This is a genomic window from Thermoactinomyces daqus (assembly GCF_000763315.1).
GTDB classification, from domain to species: Bacteria; Bacillota; Bacilli; order Thermoactinomycetales; family Thermoactinomycetaceae; genus Thermoactinomyces_A; species Thermoactinomyces_A daqus.
The window spans coordinates 1-24,279 of the sequence record NZ_JPST01000002.1 but is presented as its reverse complement, the minus strand read 5'-3'; the positions used below and the strand labels follow the sequence as shown (position 1 = coordinate 24,279).

At 43.3% G+C, this 24,279-nt stretch carries 15 protein-coding genes, 1 pseudogene and 1 other annotated feature; of the genes and pseudogenes, 2 read left to right on the top strand and 14 right to left on the bottom strand.

Annotation, left to right across the window (positions count from 1 at the left end; translation table 11 throughout):
* Positions 1-996 precede the first annotated feature (996 nt).
* The 4 genes from JG50_RS0100435 to JG50_RS0100420 all read right to left on the bottom strand — a co-directional run bounded on the left by JG50_RS0100435 (position 997) and on the right by JG50_RS0100420 (position 3,807).
* Complete coding sequence (locus tag JG50_RS0100435; protein WP_152568444.1) at positions 997-1,725, bottom strand: hypothetical protein; 729 nt, start codon at positions 1,723-1,725, stop codon at positions 997-999.
* A 14-nt stretch (positions 1,726-1,739) separates the two neighbouring features.
* Positions 1,740-2,159: a protein-export chaperone SecB gene (locus JG50_RS18525; RefSeq protein WP_052153849.1), complete on the bottom strand. Its 420-nt coding sequence runs from the start codon at positions 2,157-2,159 to the stop codon at positions 1,740-1,742.
* Complete coding sequence (locus JG50_RS0100425; protein ID WP_033099147.1) at positions 2,140-2,868, bottom strand: hypothetical protein; 729 nt, start codon at positions 2,866-2,868, stop codon at positions 2,140-2,142. Before JG50_RS0100425 ends, JG50_RS18525 begins: the two co-directional genes overlap by 20 nt.
* Before the next feature lie 504 nt (positions 2,869-3,372).
* Positions 3,373-3,807, bottom strand: coding sequence for an NUDIX domain-containing protein (locus JG50_RS0100420; protein ID WP_052153848.1), 435 nt, complete (start codon positions 3,805-3,807; stop codon positions 3,373-3,375).
* Between the two features lie 148 nt (positions 3,808-3,955).
* Between JG50_RS0100420 and JG50_RS18520 the strand changes: the two genes are divergently transcribed.
* Entirely contained in the window at positions 3,956-4,690 is a 735-nt protein-coding gene (locus JG50_RS18520; protein WP_052153847.1) for a hypothetical protein, read from the top strand.
* Positions 4,691-4,733: 43 nt separating this feature from the next.
* On the opposite strand, the gene JG50_RS0100410 is transcribed toward JG50_RS18520, so the two are convergent.
* The 10 genes from JG50_RS0100410 to JG50_RS0100365 all read right to left on the bottom strand — a co-directional run bounded on the left by JG50_RS0100410 (position 4,734) and on the right by JG50_RS0100365 (position 20,731).
* Positions 4,734-4,985: a hypothetical protein gene (locus tag JG50_RS0100410; protein ID WP_033099146.1), complete on the bottom strand. Its 252-nt coding sequence runs from the start codon at positions 4,983-4,985 to the stop codon at positions 4,734-4,736.
* Positions 4,975-5,523, bottom strand: a complete 549-nt coding sequence (locus JG50_RS0100405) for a hypothetical protein (protein WP_033099145.1) — start codon at positions 5,521-5,523, stop codon at positions 4,975-4,977. The genes JG50_RS0100410 and JG50_RS0100405 overlap by 11 nt, the downstream gene beginning before the upstream one ends.
* A gap of 413 nt (positions 5,524-5,936) precedes the next feature.
* On the bottom strand, positions 5,937-6,401 hold the full coding sequence (locus tag JG50_RS0100400) for a hypothetical protein (protein ID WP_033099144.1): 465 nt from the start codon (positions 6,399-6,401) through the stop codon (positions 5,937-5,939).
* Between the two features lie 22 nt (positions 6,402-6,423).
* On the bottom strand, positions 6,424-7,800 hold the full coding sequence (locus JG50_RS0100395; RefSeq protein WP_033099143.1) for an HNH endonuclease: 1,377 nt from the start codon (positions 7,798-7,800) through the stop codon (positions 6,424-6,426).
* A complete protein-coding gene (locus JG50_RS19620) occupies positions 7,700-8,218 on the bottom strand; it encodes a hypothetical protein (protein ID WP_152568443.1) in 519 nt (172 codons plus the stop codon). The genes JG50_RS0100395 and JG50_RS19620 overlap by 101 nt, the downstream gene beginning before the upstream one ends.
* A 680-nt stretch (positions 8,219-8,898) precedes the next feature.
* A complete protein-coding gene (locus tag JG50_RS0100385) occupies positions 8,899-12,828 on the bottom strand; it encodes a helicase-related protein (protein ID WP_033099141.1) in 3,930 nt (1,309 codons plus the stop codon).
* Between the two features lie 34 nt (positions 12,829-12,862).
* Positions 12,863-16,111, bottom strand: a complete 3,249-nt coding sequence (locus JG50_RS0100380; RefSeq protein WP_033099140.1) for a DUF1156 domain-containing protein — start codon at positions 16,109-16,111, stop codon at positions 12,863-12,865.
* A gap of 19 nt (positions 16,112-16,130) precedes the next feature.
* On the bottom strand, positions 16,131-16,742 hold the full coding sequence (locus tag JG50_RS0100375) for a DUF7680 family protein (protein WP_033099139.1): 612 nt from the start codon (positions 16,740-16,742) through the stop codon (positions 16,131-16,133).
* 14 nt (positions 16,743-16,756) lie between these two features.
* Positions 16,757-19,987: an ATP-binding protein gene (locus tag JG50_RS0100370; RefSeq protein WP_033099138.1), complete on the bottom strand. Its 3,231-nt coding sequence runs from the start codon at positions 19,985-19,987 to the stop codon at positions 16,757-16,759.
* Between the two features lie 207 nt (positions 19,988-20,194).
* The gene (locus JG50_RS0100365) at positions 20,195-20,731 is read right to left on the bottom strand and encodes an HD domain-containing protein (protein WP_033099137.1); all 537 of its coding nucleotides are present in this window, start codon (positions 20,729-20,731) and stop codon (positions 20,195-20,197) included.
* Between the two features lie 498 nt (positions 20,732-21,229).
* Positions 21,230-21,481: a binding site (T-box leader), on the top strand.
* 30 nt (positions 21,482-21,511) lie between these two features.
* Here JG50_RS0100365 and JG50_RS17940 point away from each other — a divergent pair.
* Positions 21,512-24,185, top strand: a pseudogene (locus tag JG50_RS17940) (valine--tRNA ligase).
* Positions 24,186-24,279 lie beyond the last annotated feature (94 nt).

Sequence of the window (24,279 nt, the reverse complement as noted above, 5' to 3'; positions counted from 1 at the left end):
GGACTTTTGGGGTTCATTAAGAAGAAGAGTATATTGGTATCTTTGAAAATGATGGGGCTTCTGTATTCAAAGTGATGAGAGTGCTCTATGCTTTTCATCCTGAAAAATCGCCAAAGGACCATTATGTAACGATTAAAGTACAACCCGTTAAGATCAATGACCAAGATGGGTTAAAAGTATCAACTAGCCATAAAGAGTTATTAAACAAATATAAGCAATTAGCACAAAAAACAAGAAAACAAAAAGTGAGTACCCAGTAGGGTGCTTTTTTAATAAAGACAAATCCGTGTAGCGCAACTACAACATCATTACCGATGACTATGTAGCTTGACCACATTTTGACCACATCCAGCCCAAAGATCCCTGATAGCATCATAAAGCGGCGTTTCCCTTGGTACTCTAGCGTTTTCTAATGCCATCTACTTACCTCAAGTGTGTGGTCAAAATGTGGTCAAACGGCCATTTTGGACCCGATTCCATTTCCTTACAAACGCGAAAACCCCCGGAATGCCGAGGGTTTGGTTGGTGGAGCATAGCGGGCTCGAACCGCTGACCTCATCACTGCCAGTGTAAGGCGATGGGGGAAATAAGAAGAACAGAATCCAAATTCATCAAGGGTTTTGTTAATTCGTATCAAATACAAATAACCATTGGCAATATAGTATGTTTGCAATTATGTTTGCAGTTTTGTTTGAAAAAATGAGCGACCCCGTCTAAAGAACATACCTTTTTACATTTTCTCAAATACGGCTTAAAAGGTCTGGACTTTGGAGGTCATTAAGCTGAATCTAATTGAAGGAACACCTCAAACTAAAAAGCGACCTTTAAAATTGGTCGCTTTTTAGTTTGAATCCTCTTTTCATTTTTGCAAATGAAATCACTGATCACATTAATTTATTACGACAATCTAGTTAGTGAAGTAATAGGTCTAATATAATGAGGTATCTGGTATATATATTGCTTTGAAGCAACTTAAGTAAGTTAGTTAGGCTTATATTACAAATTTATGCTTGAACGTTTCACTACAATATTATAAATAGAAACCGAATCTAAAAAGCGTAAAAAGTCTTTTCCCCATCTTTTAACGTTTTCTCTTTCTTGTGTAACTTCCAGATTTTTATTATAAAACGCGATATATACAAATGGTTCAGCATAATTCTCGCATAAATATCTATGAACTTCGCAAAGATAATCTATCTTTTTTTTATTTCCACGATTGAACTTAGGATCTAGTAAATCTAAGGATTTTGTTACGAAAGTTTTTAAATTCGCTTTACATTCAATCATTTCAAGTGTTACTTTATCTTCATGATAAAATACAACATCACAACGTGCATCAGTCTTTCCAACAACTTCATCTTGATCCATAATTAACGGCTCACGATATTTTGCTTTAGAGATAAATTTTGGAGTAAATGGTCCGAAGTAATCTATGACTTCTTCTAAAAACTGGGAGCGAATATCAATAAATTCATCTTCAGAAGCATCATAAACTTTTTGCATCAATTCTTTCGCCTGGTTACATACTATTTCTGGTAAACTTAAACGTGGACTTCTTATATAACGTTCAATTTGTCTCCAATTCACAGCCTCTGATTGTTTCTTATATTTATCAAAAATGTTCGCAAGTGCCATAAATAAGTCTGGATATTTCCGTACTAATTCCATTAACTCTGTTGTTAGCAAATGGTTTCTTGGTGTTTTACCATAGAATTTCAAGCTCATTGTCTTCCTCTACATTATAGATTTTGATAGGTTGGAATAATTAGAGGTGGTAAACCCATTTTTACTGTCATGTTACTAACAATTTCTCTCGCGTAAGGCCAGACATCGACCGGAACTTGCTTCTTTGAAAATATTTTAAACTGTTCTTCCAGCTTATTTATATCTAGTATACTTTCTTCATTGGCATCTACTTTATATGTAGCAACTAGTTTCAGTTGAATTACAAATAGTTTTTCTCTATCCTCACTTTGATCAGTTAATTGGTCAGTTAATTGGTCAGTTAATTGATCCTTTAATACTTCAACTTTTAATCGAAAAGGAATGTTTATTAATCTTCCTTTTTGACTTACTTCATTAGTGGTAAAAGATAGTTGAATACCAACTGATCCACCTAAGAAGTCATCTATGTGTTTTTTAAGTTTCAATTCGACCAAACATATTTCTTCTAAGGTTATTTTTGAAACTAACTCTTCGAATCTCATGATTTTCACCATCATATCGAGATATTATAGAATAATTTTTACACTTATTTCCAATACATTCTTTGTTTTGATTCATAAATCTAAAACGCCTTGTAAATTCTAAATCATCGATTATAGAAATTTGTTTGATTTTTACTTTTTTAATTGTAAAGGAATCTAAATTCATTTCGAATTTAAGATCAAAAGGGAGTTCTTTAATATAATTCATAAGAATTTCGATCTGATCTAATTTAACAACTGGACTAACTCTACTCGAAATCATAAAATCAACTGCTATTTCAATTTGATGCTCCAATACTGATTCCAAATAGGAAATTTCTGTATCATTAAATTCCTTAGATTGGAGTTCTTTGATTAGAGAATGTAGGATCGCAAGACCTTTCTCTTCCATCCACTTCTCAATTTGATAATGCTCAATTAAGTACAAAACTGCTTTTTTTTCTTCTATATGCCCCTTCTTCCATAAATCCAGTAGTTCACTTTGTATTTTCGCTAATGAATACCTGATATAATTGACAAACCATTTTATCTTTTTTTCGACATCATCAATTTTTGTAAGCACAGTCTCCGCTTTTTCTGGATCCCCATAAAAATGATAGGAAAAAGAAGACCTTTGGTTTAGGTTTATTTTACTCATTATAACAGTCTCCTTTTCACTCATCTCCAACTACCTCCAATTTATCACAAATGCTAAAGACAGTAAATAAGCCTTAATATTATCAACATTTTTTATTTAATATATTCAGCTCAGCTGTGAAAAATGAAGAGATACCATCATTACATTCTACTCCTTCTCCGGTTTATAGCTGCTCCTACTGGCATTAACTTGGCTCTACCCAAGTCTTATCAAGTCTTATTCTTATGCCGCGCCCAGAGATTCGAACCTCCGACACGCGGTTTAGGAATTAGTTTAAACGAGGAAAAAGGGGGAAATAAGGGTAAATGAAAATAAAGCCAGTCCAGTAAGATCAATAGTTTTGTAAACATCAAACAATATTGATAAACCATTAATAAATGCAGTTCGTTGCAGTTATGTTTGCAGTCTTGTTTGCAGTTATATTTGTTTGGTTTGCAATGCAAAAAATGCTACCATTGCTTTCATGGCAGCTCCTTCTAAAAGGTGCTTTTAAGAGCAAACACGATATAAAACTGCTAGTCGGCATAATTAAGATTGATCATGACCCTCACACGATAAATTTATCTTAATTCGATCCATTAGCTCATGTTCCAATTCCGGATAAGTCAATTGCACCGGGATATCATCGAAAAAGTGGATTGATTCGATTTCGCTGTCCGGCAATGTTGTCAATTTCTTCACACCTGCATAGAATAACATCCCACATTTTTCATCAATTCTATATGGGCTGATCATTATCAAATCATAATCAATTGCTCCCGATTCCTCGTAAAATTCTCTGTGTGCCGTTTGCCAAATGCTTTCGTTTTCCTCCCTTCTGCAGCCTGGTGACTCGTATGTGTTACGATCTTTATGCTTCCAAAATAGCCACTTTCCACTATGACGGGACACGATAACAATAAATGAAATATCTTTTTCCTGGATTGTTTGATCATATGTTTTTGAATTCATGCTTTCGAACAAAATTCATCTTATCCCAATTATGAGTAAATTTCGAACAACTACAAAAAAGACTAAAGACATTCCCTGCTTAAATTTTTATATTTTTCTTCCACCTCTCATTTAAACCTTTTAAAATAAAGGATAGATTCACTAAACGAGGAGGTACTTTATGAGTTTTGAAGAAGATCTCCGATTAACAGCTACTCAATATTTATCAAAGCTCGGAAATGAATTTGATCGAAAGATTGCAATGCACCTTACACTTGCAACTTTGTCTTTTGAGACAACCAATCAATATTCCAACCGTTGGAATTGTTTCTGGGTAATTGGGCATCTCCACGTCCCTTTTCTTCATTTGTCTTTTTATACAGAAGAGGTCGTAAAGCGATTGGAAGAAGTATTTAAAATTTTGTATCCAAAGGATTTGGACGAGGATTTTTGGTATTTAGAAATTACACCTCAATTAAGCTCTGCTTATGAAGGGTGGGAGGAAAAAGCATTCTGCTACCTCGCAGGAGAAGGAATTAATAATCAAGCAAGCTTTGATAGTTCGACTTATCCTATGATTCCTTATGATGGAATGAGATTTCGCTCTGAAGCTGAATTAGAAATTATGAAATCCTTTCTAAAACGTAAGGACCGCCTAGTTTTTCCGCTTCCTCTTGCCCGATGTGGCCCAGGTCGAAGAGAACCAGATTTCCTAATTTGCTATCAAGGAAAGTGGGGAATCCTTGAAGTCATTAGTGACCATACTCATCAAAGTAGCATAGATGATGCTGAGCGAACAAGATGGTTTCAAAAACATAATCTGGTTAATATTCAAGAATATGCAGAAGATGATTGTAAAACTAACCCAGATCGAGTTGTTCGAGAGTTCCTTAGTTGGATATCACGTCAACGTTAAAAAAATGGGACGGCATTACTTCGTCCCATAATCTCTGAATTGGCTATTTCGCCTCCATCGACATTCCCTTAACAATAACAGATTTAATGACCCATTGATCATCGGTTTTCACACAGGGGAAGCGAATATCTTCTTCGGGATGATAAAGATAAAGGTGATCCTCTGTTTGGAGAACGACTTGGCTTTCTTGAATAAGTTTCTCAATATCGCGGCCATCACGATCCGGTCCTAACCGTTCGGCAATTCGTTCCCGGAGGTGACGAGTAAAACGGAATCGATTCGGGTTAAAGACCATCCCGCCTTTTCTTCATCTCTTTTAAGAAGTGATACACCAAATCCCGTTTAAAATCAGGAAGGGTTTTGTTCAGAATCATAGTAAACCGGAACACCCCCATAGCCTTCACCATCTCTTCTACTTCCTTTTTCGATTCTTCTGAAACTATACCGAACTCCTTGGACAGATACTGAATTATCTCCTCAACCTCATTATTGGGTACTGTCTTTTCTGGCAACGGTTCTTTTATCTTGGAAAGAACTTGGAAGGGGGTGTCCTTTTTTTCATGTAAGAGCAAGCTGAGTTCCAATTTATCTTCTTCCTTGATTCGGATCACCTCCGCATCGATTACCTGCATCGTATGGAGATGGAGGTCTGTAGGAATTTTGGAGATATGAATGAGTCCGGATGTGAGGTATTCATCCTTGGTGACACAGAACGCACCGAAATCTACTAATTTGGTGATTCTTACAGGAACGATGTCTCCTTCTCGATATTGAAGAGGAGTTTGCTTTTTCTCCCCGTAAATAAAGTTCATAATGTTTTCGTCAATTCCCATCTTTTTACTCCTTTCATTGATGATAAATGGACAAAAATGCGTTCCTTCTTACGAATAAAGAAATGAAGACGCTAAACCAAATCCAATTTCCCCGGAAACATGGCTACCTTTAAGGGGTAGCTCTTTTTTATTCTCCTTTATCTCAACCATTTCGAAAAGGGAATCGGCTGTTCCTTAAAAAGACGGGGAATGAGAAATAACGACTAATTCACCGGGAAGTTCCTTGTGCCTCATTTCTACTACCTTATTTTTTTGAGTTCAAAGCTGTATGTCTTATATTTAGGTCTGTTCCTTACCATGAAAATCACCCCTCAAAGTAATCACAGTTTTTCCCTGTGCCTACTTTAAGGGGTGCACTTCAGTTAGGGGATTTGAGTATTACAGGGTAACAAACAAAACTCTATCAAAGATGCTCATTGTGGGTATGTCCACTTGTCATTTAACAAATCATATGCATCTCCAGAGTTCGGGTAAAATAAATAATAAGGGATCTTGGATTGTTTTCCGCCAGCCTCATCAAAACACTTTTTAAAGAAAGTAACTAGATAGTCTTTTGCAAATTCATCTATCTCTTCTACTAATTCATCGTCTTCAACAATCTCTGACTCATCTTGATCTATGTTATCGTATATATGAAAAATAAATCCAGCTAAGTCTGAATCGTCTTCTCCATGAGCATTGGTATTTAACTGTCTTCCCCAACCACTCATCTGAGTGACAGAAATTCCAAAATCCCCAGAATACCCATCTACTTCCAAAAGTATAAATGTGGCATCTGGATGAAAAGGGTATTGAAACATAAAACGAAAACGATCAATGACAGTATCCTTGTTTTTGTTGATAGCTTCAATAATTTGTAATTTCATTTTTTCATCCATGTCAATTCCTCCTTTGTAATTACTAACGGCCGCCCCCCCAAATTTGTCGACCACCGGTATGTCTAATATTTCCATGAACTCGTGATTTCACTAATTGCATTAAACCCTCATTTTGATGGTGGTGCCATGTATAACCTATAGGATCTTTTCCTGATTTTACCCAATCGCGGTTCGCTTTGAGGAATTCTTCTTTGAGTTTGGGATTTTTATTTAATTTATCAATAATCGTAGAACTACCTTTTCCCGCTGCTAAATCGTTTATTTCCTGTGATGTTAAATTATCTTTTATTATAGAATTTTTATTAATAAATTTTTGCAATTTGGCTATTCCAGGTGCATTTTTTTCTCCTATTCCTTTTTCAAGTACTTCCAAAAAGGTATTATCAATATCACTTCTCAATTTTACGTTGGTCTCCATATCCTTGGCTAGACGATAGTCTAATAGTTTGAACTGGGTTCCATCACTCAAAAGATACTGATCCGGACTCAATCTAGTTTCGTAATCAGTCCAACGAGAAAAATTTGGGAATCCATTATTGTCAAACGGTACCTTAATATCATCCCCATTAACCTTTATAGTCACTTCCTTTCCAGCATATTCAGAGTTTAAAATTGCTCTCTCTGTCCCATCATAATAAACTAATATCTTTTTATTATCCGGTCCATCTTTAACTGTGCCTGCATCCGGTGCTGGAGAAAAAACCTTTTTAGACTTGCTTTCTTCTCCATATTTCTCAAGGTTTTCCTGGGTTATTCTTGTTCTATCTGCTTCTGACAACCATTCTGTTTTCGCAATAGTTGATGATCCTGTATTACCCTTATTATCCCCCCTATTCTCGCTACCTTTATCTGGGGAATAGAAACAATTACTGAGTTTAATAGAAGCAAAATACTCCGGCGTTGGTTGGTAGGCAAAACATTTTTCCGCACTTTTAAGAGCGGTTTTGATTTCAAACTTCTTAGCGGCGACTTTATTCTGGAGGATCGTCTTTCGCAATGCGGAAACTGCGCCTCTTACTTTGGAAACAGTTTGCGGGATACGGAGTTTTTGTAAGACTTCTTGGACTCGGTTTAATCTTTCGCTGATCCGGGCTGCCTGTCCAATTTTACTCATTTTCGCAGCTTTACTGAGCTTGGAAACGGCACTCAGCTTGGAAAGTTTATCAACTCCCTTTGTTCCAACTAAGGACAAGACAATCTGCGTAGCAACGTTCCCCAACCATCGCCCCCGGCTTTCGGCATTTCCGTGAACCACATCACGTTCCCACGAATCTGTGATGGCCTGCCAAATCCCCTTTTCAGTCTGGACAGGGTGTGAAAAAGCATAGGCAATCCCTTTGGCTGTATTGATTGGATGCCGAAACATATCGATTATTCCCGTGACAGTATCGACGAGCATCCCATACACCCTTCCAAAATCCCGTACTGAAGCGAGCTTGAATACGGATAATGGCAATCATGATGAAGAACCCTGTCAGCCATTTATGTTTGGAATAAAGTTCTTTTCCTTTATTCCAAAGGTGAACAGCTGTTTGCTTTGTCCAATTCCACGCATCTTTACAGGTAGCGGTAAAACGATCCCAAAGGCTGGGCTTGTTGCTCTTTGATGAATCCGTAGTAATCGCCTTTTCCTTCGTTGGTGTCGGCCCTTGTTGAACCTTTTCAAAGTGATCATTCACGTGGGGGACATTAAAGCTGCTCCCAGTCGCAAAAGCTTGGCCACTCCCCAAAATACCTATGCAAACAAATGCGAAGAGAAAAACAATGATGAAGGGTTGAAAAACTTTACTTACATTAAACGGAAAAAATCTTCTCAAATTCCTATCACCATCCGCTTATGTATTTGTCTATAGCAATATATTATGTCAAGCGGGAAATGATGGAAAGTAGAGTTCATTTCTTATCACAAAAAGTTCTAATCCAATAATTAATCCCCAGTTCGGTGAAGGATTTTCATGTTTTGTGAGCTCCTTTTTTATCTGTAATCAAACAAACCCACGATCCTTTTTGAAGAGGTCGTGGGTTTGCTAATATCTTTCCGAACATTTTTTATCCGCCAATGATTGCCTTCACAATTACACGTACTCCAACTAGACGTTTCTCATAGGAAGTAAAGTAATGTATGGGAGCAAGGTCTTTCTCTTTATCGGCGACCCTAGTTAACTATAGACAAGGTGGTAACAAAAATCCACAGCACTGCTTCACGTTACCCCAATCAATTTATCTGAACCTGTCTTGGGGATCATTCCTTTGTTATACGCTGTGAAGCCACTCAGTTAAGAGGTATTGCATCAAAAATCCTCCTTAAGCTAAAAATGTCCTCTTTTATTTTTATACATAATTTCATATCAAATTAAAAGTTTCAAGCTATTTATCATTATGATTTTATGGAAATTCACATCTGATACTTTGAATAAATCAAAATAAAAAGCGCCATCGACAAGGTGCCGATAACGCTGAAGGTTTATAGCCTACTTTGACTACAGCCATTTCTCCCCTAAACAATCGAGTCTATTCGATTTTTGGCTTCGCGTTTCAAGGTGGTTATCATGCTTTTTACCTTGATATCTTTTTCCTGTCTCTTCATTCGATCCACCATGCGTTTAATAGAATCTACTGACGTCAGACAGAAAAGAGGGGGTACCAAAACCGTAACGTTTTGGCCGGATTTGGGAACATTGAGTGGGAATAGCACTTCATCCTTTACTTGACGTAGCACATCCCCAGGCATCTCAGCAATATGGATTCCTTCTGTGCGTTCTTCAACCAAAGAAATCACATCGCGAAGGATTGAGCCGAACCGTGCCTTGCTTCCCGCGATTTTCGCTCTTTCTTCCAACAAATGATGACCGGTCAAGAAATTCATCATTTCTTGAATCATTGCGGCGCGAGTGTTTTCGGCCTCGATTCGTTTCACCGCTGCAGTAAACGTGAACTCATCGAGTGCTTGACCGTACAATTGCTGACGAAGAGGTTCAATTTCAGGATCGTTAAGAGTCTCTCCTTCAGCAAGACGAATTCCTTTCAAATCATCCCATTTTTTGATAAACCGCACTTCGCGGCTTCCATCTTCCTTTTTGCATAAAACCGCATACCCAACCATCTCTACATGAGGAAGGTCGGGGATGTCTACTGAGATTCTCCTGACGCAACTAGGAAGCTTCATCTTCTCTGTTTTACGAAGGATCGCATCGAAATACGGGTCGCCATATGAAGCAAAATGCACACGGGTTTTACCATCAGGGAGACCCGACTCATAGAGTTCCCTCGATACCGTTAAAACAGACCCATCGGGTACTCCATCCACATGATTAATCTCAAGGATGAGGTTATTTTCATCAAAGATCTTACATCCCAATTCCTGAAGATATCGGGATTCGGTTAACGTTGACCAAATGGACTGAAGATTGACCGGAGCTTGCCAACGCTGATGGAAGCCGTTCATATTTTTATAAATCTCATATAAGTCTTTGGGATTGATCTCCATATAGGCCAGATGTTTACGTTGCTCTTCAATCCGCTCTCGAATACGGGATTCCAGCTCTTCCGGTGTTAACGTACCTTGAGCCAGTTCCTGAAAATCCTGTGGATCTACCGGAAGCAAGGCAAGCTGCTGCGTACCAACGATCAAGTTAGCATCCTTCAACCGCTGAAGCAAGCGTCCATAAACGATGGATTCCACACTGTCTACATAACAAAGATTCAGCACATAAACAACTTCGTGCTTCTGTCCAATCCGGTCGATCCGTCCGATTCGCTGCTCAATCTTCATCGGATTCCAGCCGAGATCATAGTTGATGAGCAAATCGGCGGTCTGAAGGTTCAACCCCTCCGCAGCGGCATCCGTACAGACAAGGATATCGATTTCACCGCGCAAGAATCGTTCCTTGACCTCTTCCCGCTCCGTGTCCACCCATGTTTGGGCTTGAGAATCATAATAACCCGCGCCCTTTCCGGAATATGTCCCGATTCGCATTTCAGGATCGGCTCTTTTGAGCCGCTGAACGATATCCACCAGCGTATCGTAGAATCTGGTGAAAATGACCGTTTGGCGAATCCTCCTCGTATGACGGTTCCTACGGTTATCCAGCTCTCTAAGCAAGAACAGCATCTTGGAAGATTGACCGTGTAACTCTTCCATGTCTTTGAGCATTTTTTTGAGCCGTTCCTGCTCCCACCGAAGGTCAGCAGGCGTCCGATTTTTCAACAGTTTGTCAGTGATTCCCGGGTCTTCCTCCTCCACCTCATCATTAAAGACAAGATCTTCTATTCCACTTCCGTCATATTCTTCTCCATTGGTTTTGTACTGATGCCGAAGCGTCTCTTCCACTCTCTTGAGACGCCGTTCGATTGTTTTCTGAAATGCATATAAACTGGAGGCAAATCGAAGCCTCAGAAAGCTGAGGAGGAAACTGATCATCTGCTTGTTCTCTTCTTGGGAGCCGATCTGTACCACCAGACCTTTGCAGTACTCTTCCAACTGATCATAGATCTTCCGCTCCAGCGCATTAAAACGGATTTGAGGAAGATCACGGATTTCTCTCTTAGCTAGGTTCTGTTGCAGTTCACCGTTTTCCCGATAAATCTCAAGCAATTGACGGGTATGGCGGAGCATGACCCGGGACAGGGGTGAGGCACTGAAGATTAAGCGGGACATCAGTTGTTGGTTTCTGGTACCGCGTGGAACCCGGTTAAATTCCAACCACTGGCGAGCATCGCTTCGAATCCGACCGCTGATAACCACATCGGTCAAAAACTCCCAATATTTATGATCCTGATGCCGGGTTCCCAAAATGGATCGCCGCAGGAAATCCCAATCATCCGAACCAATTTTCTCGCCTTGTAGCAGCCTGCCGAGAATTTCGTAATATTTCATGGTCAATGTAGGATCGTACTGAAATGCTCCCACCCGATTCGTCAAAGCGATCAAATCGCTAACCTCCACCGGGTGAATCTGCATCGGTGTAGCAGTGGCCAGCCACAAACTGCGCGTCCGTCCCCGTAAGTGATCCCGAATCGTCGTATAAAGATGACCGAACTGAGGATTGGCCTCTGCTCCCTTGGAAGGGTTTTTCCGCCGGGCCATATGGGCCTCATCCACCAAAACGATGTCAAATTCTTCAGCAATTTCCAGTTGCTTGATCCTCTCCCGCCGCGACATAAGGCCGGTTGACACAATGACGAGATTCGGCTCATAAAACGAACCAGAAGTGAAGTCCTCCTCAACAGGCAAGATATAGTGATGCCGTATTCCCGGTGTCATCACCCGGCCAAAAGACAACAATAATTTGGAGGCAAGCTGACGCTGCCATTGGGTGGTTAAACTTGCAGGGGCAGCGATTAAAATCCGTTTGGCCCATCCCGCCAAATGCAAACAACGAATGGCCAGTCCCGCTTCGATCGTTTTACCTAAACCCACCTCATCACACAGCAGATAAGAATACGGCCAGTTCTCCACTAATCGACGCACAACCATGATCTGATGGGGCCACGGTTCAACCGGTGCCGTTTCCAACCCAACATAACGCCCACCCGGCATTTTGGGTGCATCCCGTAACACGGCGAACTTCAGCCGCTCAAGCGCGGAAGGAATTCCATCCGGCTGAACCTTTTCCGCTTTTGTCGAGGGCTCGGGAATCTCGCTGGTTCCGTCGGTTTCCAGCGGCCTTTTCACGTCTTGAGCAAACCGAACCAGCCGGCGTCGAACCGCTTCCGGAAGAGTCAGCACGCGTATATGACGAACTTTCCCTTCCCAGAGCGTTTCAAATGATTCAGCCGCTTCATCGACTCTTTTCCGATCCGTTTCTCCCCACCAGTCACAATGGATATCAATATTCTCAGCATTCAGATGCAGTGCGGTTTTGGACTCATTGAGCGATCCGGCTCCATACATCCGGTTCCCATATTCGTCGGTAAACACAAACCACTTCTCGTGAACATAACCATCTTCCATCGAATCAAAGGAAATCGGCTCTCCGGTATCTTTGTGCAGCCGAAAAGCCACCCGAACTTCCAGATATCCTTTCTCCACCATCCAGGCCAACAATGTCACACCGTTACGAACACCTTCCGGCCAAGAGTCCGCCTGTTCCAATTCTTCAGTCAGCTTTTCCGACAGTCTTTTTGCATCTCCTTGTAAGATCGCTTTTACATCGTTCGGTTCCAGATCAGCACCAACGATCAGGCGCATTTTTCCACCTTGATTGGCAAAGGCGGAAAATCCTTGGGAAGCGGCTGCCAGAGAAGTGGACCGGAAATACCCGGCCACGCGGTCATAGCGAACCGCGCGGCTGAGTGCCGGAATGTAAAAGTCATGTAACATATTGATTGGCCTGTCTCCGATCATGTTGGAGGAGGTCTTGTAAGAGAGAAGCCACTCGCGTGATCTCAGTCCTTGGTTGTTCCTACTCTCTCTTATCTCGGTCATGATGTTCCTCCTATCTATGATCCGCCGGTGATTCTTATCTCAAGCCGAACAGGATTTCTTCACCTTCCCGTCGAAGCTCTTCCTCTGTCATCTCCGCTGTCCAGACGGCCAAAAGGTCCAAGACGGTCTGCCCTTTCTCCTTCGCATGTTGTGCCAAGTATGCACGAGCGACTGGAACATCACCTTCCCGGTAGGCAAGAATCAGGCCATGCAGCAGATCCCACTCTGTCTGGGGATTGGCCAAACGCTTCGGATGACGCTCTTCCGGTTTTACCAATCGCAATTTGGAACCTTTGCGTACCAATGGCGCATGGAAGCCTCTATCTTCCGCATCTGTACCACGGATGCTCCGGCCCCTGCTGGCGTCGTTGATTCCAACCATCCGATTCTGAACACTGTATCCTGCCGGACGCATCTCCAGCGCGATGTTCAACGAGCGTGACAAGTTCAATGCCTCGTCATAAGGGAATTCATTCAGCCCAAAAATGCCGTAGAGCGTTAATGACATCGCCGCTTCCGGGTTTAGGTCTTCTACCTTGAGACGCCCTCGCGTCAGGCGGCTAATCTGGTGCTCTGCCACGACCGTACTGGCCTCGTTCATGGCCCGGATCGGGGTGACAAGTTCATCTCCGTCCAATACCGGCCAATGCTCTGACAGCACCTGCAGCGCCCGTCCATAACACGCCACCATCTCATCCACGGGATTGAGCTTAAGCAGCTCAAACTCTTTCAGTCCTTCACGAACAGCCGTACGAATACGCTGCGCCACACCAGTGCCGCCAAATCCGGTCCAGGTCGTCGGCATTTGGTTGTCCTGCTCCCTTTTGCGACAGGTAAGGAAAATAGAGCTGGCAGCTGCGGCATTGTTCATGATATGTTGTGAATTTGCAAACTCAGATTCAACCGGCATCGACGAGGTAATTGTCCAACCCTGTTCAATCAAGGAACGTGTCAACGCTTCCCACGCCTCTTGTGTTTTATGGGTGAACATGATCGTCAAGATCCCGTCATCTTTCAGTACACGGCGACACTCGAAGAAGATTTCCCCCATCAGTTCTTCATAACGTTGAGCGGCATTTTCATTGGAACCATCACGAGCCGGATTGGCCACGGCTTCATCCGTTTTGTTGGTCAGCCGTCGCTCGAATAAATCAGGGTAAAGGTCCGATAAAGTCCGCTTCTGCCAGACATAGAAATAGTCCGACAGCTCAGCATACTGGACATTGTTGTAATAAGGCGGATCCACACAGATCAAATCTACGGAACGAGCCGGCACTCCAGTATGCGCCGCTGTACCATGGAGAATCGTAACAGGTGGGGCAGCTCCTTGTAATTTCTCATGAAGCGGAGCTACCAATTCTGCAATTCCCCGATAAGCATCTAAAACCTGTGATAAAGCCCAAGCTGGACCAGAATAAGGTCCTGTATAGATCATCTCCCCAAAGGTCCACTTTAACGAATAATCATGGCGGCCAAATGTTCCGGAAAGTTGTCTACGTTGAGAAATCCAACGCGTCTGTTTACTGTTGTAATCAAGTAATTTATCAATCACAAACTGCAGATAGGTGACAACCGCCTTGCCTTTCTCCTGGCCCAGTTCTTTGAGAATCTGTGGCTTAAGACGGTTCAATTCCTCAACCAAAGTCAGTTGCCCCAACAGCTGCCGTGGCGTAAACATATCGCACCAACGATTCATTCCGGCCCGTAATGGTTCCATTGTCTTATGGCCTTGCGGAATCTTCTCGGTCGGGATTAATCCATCTTGATCCCATGCTTCCCAGCTCTGTTCCAGTTGGAGCCTGGCTTCTTCCAAAGCTTTCAAGTCTTGTTCGTTGGGTGCACGGAAGAACGTGATTTTTTCTGTCTTGATTTCTCCTGCTTTTGTACCACTTTTATACCGCTCCGGTTGTCCGTGTTTGTCCAATTTGGGTTGATAGCGTACCGCCACGACACAGTACAGGCGATCCTTCCATGTTCCCCACGGCGACTCTCCACGTGCCTGTGCTTTAATTTCTTCCGATGGAATCGCCTGGCGGCAATGAATGCAAAGCCCAACTCCTTTGTTTACGGTGGCAAAATCAGGGTCCTCTCCATTCGGACCTTTCTTTCCTTGGAGACGGTAAGGTTCAAATTTTACTGTCCCCCCTTTTTTCTTGCCATCCGTAACAATACGAACTGCCCATTTCTCTCCCTCTTTGGATAGCCAAGAGGTATTTAGGAGAGGAGCTTCTCCTTCACAATGTGGACAGGTGACTTGACGACAAAACAAAAGACCTACTTGATCTTTTTCCAACCCGTCAAATTCAGATATCAAGTCCGGGAAAGATTTACAATGTTCTCTTAATTGTTTTCTCTCGCTTTCCGGAAGTGGAGAAAATGGAGTGACTTTCTTCAGTTTTTGTTCAACTGTTGTAATCAGTTTGTTACCCCACTTTTTCAGGTCATCAAGAAGACCCGTACCAAAACGAACAGGGTAATCCAATGTCGCATACTGAATCACAGTTGCTACCGGATTGAGATCATTGGCGATAACTTTATAACCCAAACGAAGAGCCTCGAAAGGAATGGATCCTCCACCAGCGGTTGGGTCAAATACGGTAAACTGTCTTTCAATAAGAGTAGGATGATGTCCATAAGCTCTGCTATAACCGTATAAATCTTCTTCATCCAACTTGATCGAGTTACCAAGTATATTCATCACTCGATCTGATTTTGCAAACTCAATACGCTCATTTACATTTGCTGGATCTGCTGCCACTCTTTGAACAGGAATCTTCATCCCTTTTTCCGGAAGCAATCCAGACAATGGAACAGACTCTTCCTGCCAACGAACAATTACCGGATGTTGTTTGAGACCCAGATCTTTTTGACACAGCTGTTCAATGATCTTCAAGTTTTTTTCGCGTCTCTCTTTTTCATTTCTATAAGCACGTGAAATGACATCATCAACAAGCAGCCATTCTCCGGATTCATCTGACTTCACGCGTTCTTTCAATTTTTTTGTCAGTGTCCACGGCACACCATTCACGATCGCTTGCACCTTTTCTATCCCTAGTTGGCGCAGGAACCAGTCCGGATTTGTTCCGGCCGGCAACAGTGATCCCAAGATTGCCGCCCGACTGGGAGTCAAAGGCCGTCTTGCCCACCAGACATGAAGAAAATAGAGTGGCGGAAGCGCCGAACTAGCTCCTCTCTCTCGCTGAGTCTCCGCCCCCACCTGGTGACAGGGAAAACCCGCTTCAATAAATCGGACTTCCGCTCTTGTTTGGTTCTGAGTTGTCATTTTCTCCTCTCCCATTTCTCTATTTACGTAGCTTAGTCAACATGTGCTGAATCTCTTCGTCTCCCGGCTGTCCGCCTAGCATGATTCTCATACCGGCCAATGCCCAGCGGCTGGCAGCCTCACCGTACTGGGTCGTACGAGTAAACCAATAGACAGCCTCTTCCCTGCTAAATCGTTCCACTCGCCATGCGATCAGTTCAACGCGGTCCAGGTCGGCGACCCTCTCCTGCAATTTGAAAATCAGCGCCAGCTTGGCTCCAGATTCTTCATCCAGAGGCAAGTTGCCGCGGTATTGAATTCGGTCTTTGTTAAAAAATCGCTGAAGTTCCAAGGGAATTCCTGCAACATCATTTACCCTGCTGAGAATCTTTCTGAGAGCTGGCAAACAGCGGCGCAGGGGCTGACCATACAGCAGCCCCTGGTCTTTAAGCATCGATTTGCCTTCAGCCTGTTCACCCCCATAAGGACTGTCACCTGTGTAAATCCGTTTCTTAATAACCAAAACAGGAGCCGGTTTGTCCTTGTACTCTGTCAGCCGGAGAACCCAAGGAGCATGATCCAGCTCCGGGAGGATACGGTGCTGAAAGTCCCGTTCCAGTTCCCGGTCCTGTGCAGTGATTTGATTAACCATAACGACTACCTCACCTACTTTTTATCCAACTCCTTCACAAAGGGGCAATCTTCGGCCGGATCCGCAACATCGAGTTCAACCTCAGTTTGCTCCCCATTTTTTACAATTCCATCAAGCACTTCAAACCATTCTCCCAGTGACTTAATGGTTTGCGGGGATGCATCCTCCAACTGAATTCTCAACGCTCCACCCGCCGGCATCCTGAAATACAGATCCAGAAAATCGACCTTTGTTTTGCCGCCTTTGTTATAGAGACTACCCATCCGCCGAAGAAGAGGCAATACTTTTTCGAGAGCTTCATCCCCTTGAATATGGATGCGGTTGGATCGATCATCATCAATCCAGCCGTTTTCCTTTGCCTTGGCTTTGGTGACCAAAACATCCTGGGACAGCGGGACATATTGAAATGCTTTTGAACCTGAGATCAGGTCAGACTTATTCCAAGTATCCCCCTTATTCTGGCAGGCATAGAGCTTAGAAGCTTTTAATAAGGAAACAACGGTGTCATCCAGCTCTTTGCGCGTCACTTCTCCTACGTTTTGCTGAACGATCTCTTCAATCTGCTGAACACTTACGCTTCCTTCCTTATTTACTACTTCATAAATATGTTGCTTCAACACCTCCGGATCAACCTTCCGCTCATCAAACCACCCCCGCCGTTTAGCGCCTTGAGGAGTGATGAGAGCATATGAGGCCGACATCAGGTTTACACCCATTGGTACATCATTTTTCTCGTGATAAAATTCGTCTGGTCGTGATTGATCAGAAGAGTCCATACGAAACACACACCAGACTCCTTTTTGTACTCCACCGCGAATCAGTTGTTCCAAAATCCCCTCATTGGCTAGCACCGGCCAACTTCGGATACAAGCAAAAGAATGTTTTAGCTCTTCCACAGTGACCGTGTCCCCACGTTCAAAAAACAATTTGCTGAGGTTGATAAGGTCGGACCGGTTGTTGTTTTGCTCGGTAAGTAACTCTCCGGCTTCGATGAGTGCCGCCCGAATCAGTTCGATGAAGGATGCCCCGCTTTCCCCGCCGGTTGTTTTGATTTCCTTACGGACAATATGCCCGGCTGTAGACGGATAATACAGGCTGGTATAGATATCCGCAACAGCGGTCATGAGCGCATGCTCCCGCTCTGCCTTCCGGTTGCTGAAGCCACTCTCTTCCAGCCGCTTTGGATTAACTCCGAAGTTTTGCGGCTTCTTTATCAGATCCTGCATCGCCAGAACTTGCCGGGCAATGGCCTCCAATCGGTGACGAACATCCTCCGACTTGGCTCCCTGTCCCGGTAACAATTCCAGACTGGGGTTGGTCTCCCCGATCTTGACCGTTTCAGGAACTAGCAAGAAGATCAGATTTTGTTGCATACGCGGTTGGTTTGATCCCTTCATCGTCACCATGGCTTCAATATCGATCGTTTCCACCGTGGGCGACACAATTCCAAGAATCGGCTTTCCTTTTTCATCCGGCAGATGGTCCGGTTGGGAAACGTCATGTTCGACATGGAACAATCCGCTTTTGTCAGCCTTGATAATCCTCCGTGCCATATCTTCAAGCAAGCCTTTCACTTGCGAATGGGTCACTCCATTACGAATGCGCGCCAAGATGCTGTTAATCGTAGGTTCGTCGCTGGCGTAGTATTTTCCTTGTTCAAAGCGGAGATAGTAGGCACTTTCTGTGATCTCCTCCAAGGCGATGCGGACCTGGGGCGGCGTCATGCCGGGGAACGAGACACTGAACAATGCCTCCGATTCCGTAATCCCGAAAATCTTGGACGAAATCCCTTCATCCCTGCCCACCAGGCTATGCAGAAATACGGTTTTCCAAGTATACTCGAACAGCGGATGCCCCTCTGGATGAGGATTATTCCGATCTGCTCGCTCTGCGTTACTGAGTCCTCCGTCCAACGATTCGGTGTCCACGCTGCCAATATCGGCATTAAGCACTAGTAAAAGATCGGAACTCCCCGTCCGCCCAAGAACCTCATTAACAACCCGTTCGGTCCGGAGGTCCAGATGACAGGTATGAATCATGGGAACATCAATCTGCTTTTTCCACAAACTCCGTACTGCGAGAGACAGAACGCGGAGCACTCCCCGTGTTCCTTGGAAGTTTTCAGCTTCGGCCAATTTTTTATTTAGGAAATCTACCAAAGTGGGATGGAACGGGTAATTGGCAACCATCCGATCACGGAATCGCTCACTGGCTGCCTCCTCTGGAAGCAGATTACTGTTTCGGCGATACATCGCCATATACTCTTCTGCGGTTTCTCTCGCTGCCAAACGATTTACGGAGACAAACAGTCGTTTCGCTAAAACGGAAGAAATTTCAGTTGCCTGCACAGGTGTTACTTGAACCGCATCTCGTGCCACCACGCTGGTGATATCCTTGATTGCCTTTTCGCTGATTCCCACCGCGTCATCCTCTGTGATTTCTTCTCCTCGAACAACCGCAATCAATTCGGCCAGACGTTCGGTTTGTTTGGCAAATGCATCTGTGGAACTGGCAAGTGTCAAAACGATGGCGATCCCAGGATGATTTCGAACATAACCATGAAGTGTCATCAAAAATGCTGCCAATTGGTTCGCACCATCTGGTCGTGCAGCTTCCAAACGCGCGGCGTACTGAGCCAACTCATCCAGCATGAGAAGAACTTTCCTTCCACCAAATACCTTATCAAAATAGGTGCGCCCCGGTGCGGCATAAGAAGTGGCTTCTTCCTCTACTTCTTTGTAGAGAGATTCTCCACCGATTTGATATGCGATCTCCCCCCATAGCGTATAAGGAATGAGATCTTTCCCTTTTGACTTATGTACCGGGATTTCATCCCCTGCCACACCAACGACGGATACAGAACCCGGTGCAGGAAGAAGATTCGGATCGAGAATTTCTCCTATCGATCCTTCCAGTTTTTTACCCTGATAAGCAATGTGGGTACAAGCGATCAAAGTATGCGTTTTTCCTCCACCAAATGCCGTTTCCAAACGATGAATTGCAGGAACTGTCATATCACCTGCAATACGGCTGAAAACTTCCGTTAATGTGGTTTTCAGACCTTGCGTGGGATAGGTCGCTTCATCAAAAAACTGTTGTGCATTGGTATAAATATTATCAATTGAGCTACGTCCCGTACGATAGAAATCAATGATCGGGCTGAGCGAAGCAGTAAATACTTCCGGATTAAATGTTCCCGCCAATATCTCAGGGCGCGGTTGGCAAGTCTGTAAAACAGAAATCATATAATGTCCCCCTTGTTTGTATCTATATTGGAAAAATAACTTTTACAGGATCTTGACTTTGATTCTATTTTATCTTTTCCGTTTCTTTCTTGTCTTGTATTTTTTCTATTCTTCCAGACCAGCTAGATAAAAAGCGCCACAAGGACGCTAAGAAAAGTTCTATATTCTACAACTTTTCATTCTTTCTGCCTTTAGAGATAAACCTCTCTAAAGATAAGGCTTCAACTCTTGAATCAACTCTCTTGCAAACTTTTCTTTTTCTTTGTAAAGAGCCTTGTTTTCAGGAAGCACACAGGTGAAACGATCAAGCAGCTTCTCTTCAACAATACGAATGGTTTCTTCCAGTGACTGTCCTCGCGAAGAACCTGTGATCAGCGACTTCACGATGAGAAAGGTCTTACCACCTTCAAGCAAATGAGCATCATGCAGGATTTTTCCCTCTAATGTTTCTGGGATGATGTCTTTCTGCGATCCCTCAGCCGCTTGCAGGATTGCTTGCATTTTCCCCTTGCTGACTCCTTGGGAATCGAGAAAGTTAAGGATTTTGTTTCGGTTTCCTTCCTTGTTTATGATTCCGTGAAAGTATGCGCCCGCGGTCAGGACCTCTTGATCAATTTGTTTCTCATACGGTTTGGCAATTTGCTGAGCCATTTTTAAAATACGATGGATATGATCCAAATTATGCATCATATCCTTTTCCTCATAAAAAGGCCGGCAAAAATCCTCCAGTTGTTGAATATCCATCTTATTTAACCTCCCAACGTTTTTGTAATATAAGCCTGGATGTCGTCCTCAATCCCTTCCGTTAACTGATTGAAATCAAAGTATCTGGTCAACTTTGATTAAATTACATTCGTCAGTCGGTGAGACGGAATGTTATAATTTATAAATCGCCACCAAGGCGTTTTTTTATCTTTCAAATGTACCTTAACACCGTGTACAGCTTATAGCGCTCGACTTTCGAACGATAAAGGTTTATTTCTTTTAAGAGTTAAATTTTTACTATCGAAGGTTTCAGTAACAATAGGTTGGTTCTTATCATATGCTAATGAGTAATCACTCCAAAGTTGATAATATGTATTTAGCTTTGTTCTAGAAATTCCCCTCCATTTTTATCCTTCACTGTGATCAAATGGATAGTACAAATATTGACACAGATTCAGCCTGACTTGTAGAATGGTATTAATCCAACTGATATTGGTCAAAATGTGAGTGAACGGTTAATTAGTTGCATAGTTAGCCAAAACAACTATGACGGAGAAGAGTAAACAGGGAAAACCCTCAGAGAGAAGAATCTGCCAAATTGTAGAGATTGGCAGCTGTGAGATTCTTCGGGTGGAATCTGTTGAAGGTAGCTCCTGAGTTGTTCCTGCCAACGCCTGCGCCTTGGTCAGTAGTGGGAAACGTATTCCAGCGTTAATGGAAATGAGTGAGTGGAGAAATCCATGGTTTCTTCACTAACAAAGGTGGTACCGCGAGCCCTTCGTCCTTTGAGATGAAGGGCTTTTTCGTATTGGAAGGAGGATGAAACAGATGCCAAAAGAAATTCAAATGTCCACAAAGTATGATCCAAAAGCAGTGGAAAGCAAGAGATATCAATTTTGGATGGACCATGATTTGTTCAGACCTTCGGAAGATCAAAATAGCGAGCCTTACAGTATTGTGATGCCCCCACCAAATGCCCCCACCAAATGTAACTGGGATGTTGCATATGGGTCATGCATTAGATTTTACGTTGCAAGATGTCCTTATTCGAATGAAACGGATGCAGGGATATGACACCTTATGGCTTCCGGGTATGGATCACGCTGGGATCGCGACCCAAGCGAAGTTGGAGGAGAAACTTCGAGAAGAAGGAGTCAACCGTCATGACCTTGGCCGGGAAAAGTTTTTAGAGAAAGCATGGGAATGGAAAGAGCACTTTGCATCCATCATCCATGAACAATGGAAGAAAATGGGCTTCTCCATTGATTACTCACGGGAACGCTTTACCATGGATGAAGGCTTGTCTAAAGCCGTTCGGAAGGTATTTGTCGATCTGTACAACAAAGGATTGATTTATCGCGGCAAATACATTATTAACTGGGACCCGGTTGCACGAACGGCCATCTCGGACATCGAAGTCATTTATAAAGAAGTCAAAGGTGCGCTTTATCATATGCGGTATCCGTTAAAGGACGGTTCTGGGTATATTCAAGTCGCCACCACTCGTCCAGAAACAATGCTGGGAGATACCGCAGTCGCTGTCCATCCGGAGGATGAACGTTACCAAGGAATGATTGGTAAAACGGTGATCCTGCCTATAGTGGAACGAGAAATCCCCATCATTGCCGATGAATATGTAGACAAAGAATTTGGAACTGGTGCGGTAAAAATCACACCCGCCCACGATCCCAACGATTTTGAAATCGGTCTTCGTCATGATTTGCCTCAAATTATTGTCATGGACGAAACCGGAAAAATGAATGAGAATGCCGGAAAATATCAGGGGCTTGATCGTTTTGAAGCACGGAAGCAAATCGTCAAGGATCTCCAGGAAGCTGGTTTCATGGTAAACATTGAGGAGCATGTTCATTCAGTCGGCCACAGCGAACGGAGTGGTGCAGTGGTAGAACCTTATTTGTCCACTCAATGGTTTGTTAAAATGAAACCTCTGGCTGAAAAAGCCATTGAACTCCAAAAGAGTGAGGATAAGGTAAGGTTTGTCCCCGATCGATTTGAAAAGCTCTATGTCGATTGGATTGAAAATATCCGTGATTGGTGCATCTCACGTCAGTTGTGGTGGGGTCATCGTATTCCAGCCTGGCATTGTGCTGATTGTGGAGAAATCACTGTATCCATGGAAGATCCAGCTTCCTGTTCCAAATGCGGAAGCACGAACATCACACAGGATGAAGACGTATTGGATACCTGGTTCAGCTCTGGTTTATGGCCGTTTTCCACAATGGGTTGGCCCGAGCAAACAGCCGATTTGAAACGGTACTATCCCAACAATGTCTTGATTACCGGGCATGACATCATCTATCCTTGGGTAGCGCGTATGATCTTTACCGCCATCGAGTTTACGGGTACAAAGCCATTTAAAGATGTCATCATCCACGGGTTGGTTCGTGACTCGGAAGGCGTCAAAATGTCCAAGTCACTTGGAAACGGAGTTGACCCCTTGGAAGTCATTGACCAATATGGAGCAGATGCCATGCGGTTTATGATTTCAACTGGTACGACACCAGGTCAAGATCTGCGCTTCCGGTGGGAACGACTGGAATCAGCACGAAACTTCATCAATAAAATTTGGAACGCTTCCCGCTTTACCCTCATGAACCTTGATGACTTCGGGGTCGACGATATCGATCTCTCCGGTTCATTGAATACGGCCGACCAATGGATTCTAACCCGTTTGCAGGAAACCATTCACTACGTTACACATCAATTGGAAGAGTATCACTTTAACGAAGCTGGTCGGGCCTTGTATGAATTTGTATGGGATGAATTCTGTGACTGGTACATTGAGTTTGCGAAGTTATCCCTGTATGGAGAGGATGAAGAAGCGAAGAAAACAACACGCTCAGTCCTCTGTTACGTTCTCAACAAGATCCTTCGCTTACTCCATCCATTCATGCCATTTGTGACCGAAGAAATTTGGCAAAATCTCCCCCACAAAGGGATAAGTATCATGGTTGGCAAATGGCCGGAGCCCGACAATCGTCTCCAATTCCCTGAAGCAGTCGAACAAATGAAGCTTTACATGGAAGTCATTCGTAGCGTTCGCAATATCCGTGCGGAAGTGAATGTACCAGTAAGCAAAAAAGTCGATATCTACATTCGGCCAGATAATGAAAAAACATTACACTACCTGCGCCTTGGCGAGAAGTGGATTCGCCAGCAATGCAATCCCGAAAATCTGACCATCAACTCTGATCTCTCTATTTCGGAAAAAACCATGAGTGCTGTGGTAACAGGAGCTGAAATCTTACTGCCACTCGCAGGGTTAATCGATATCGATCAAGAAATCGAGCGCTTGAAAAAAGAACTCAAAACACTGAATGCAGAAGTTGAGCGGGTGCAAAAGAAACTATCGAATCAAGGATTTATCAGCAAAGCACCTGCCCATGTAGTAGAAGAAGAACGTAGAAAAGAAAAAGATTACCTCGAGAAACGCGAGAAAGTGAAAACACGTTTAGCCGAACTCCAAAACTAACGTAAATAGGGATGGACTCTGGCATAAGGTCCATCCCTTTTAATTGCTCACTAAGGAATATTCGTTGGTTCAATGTATAATGACCCCATACGCT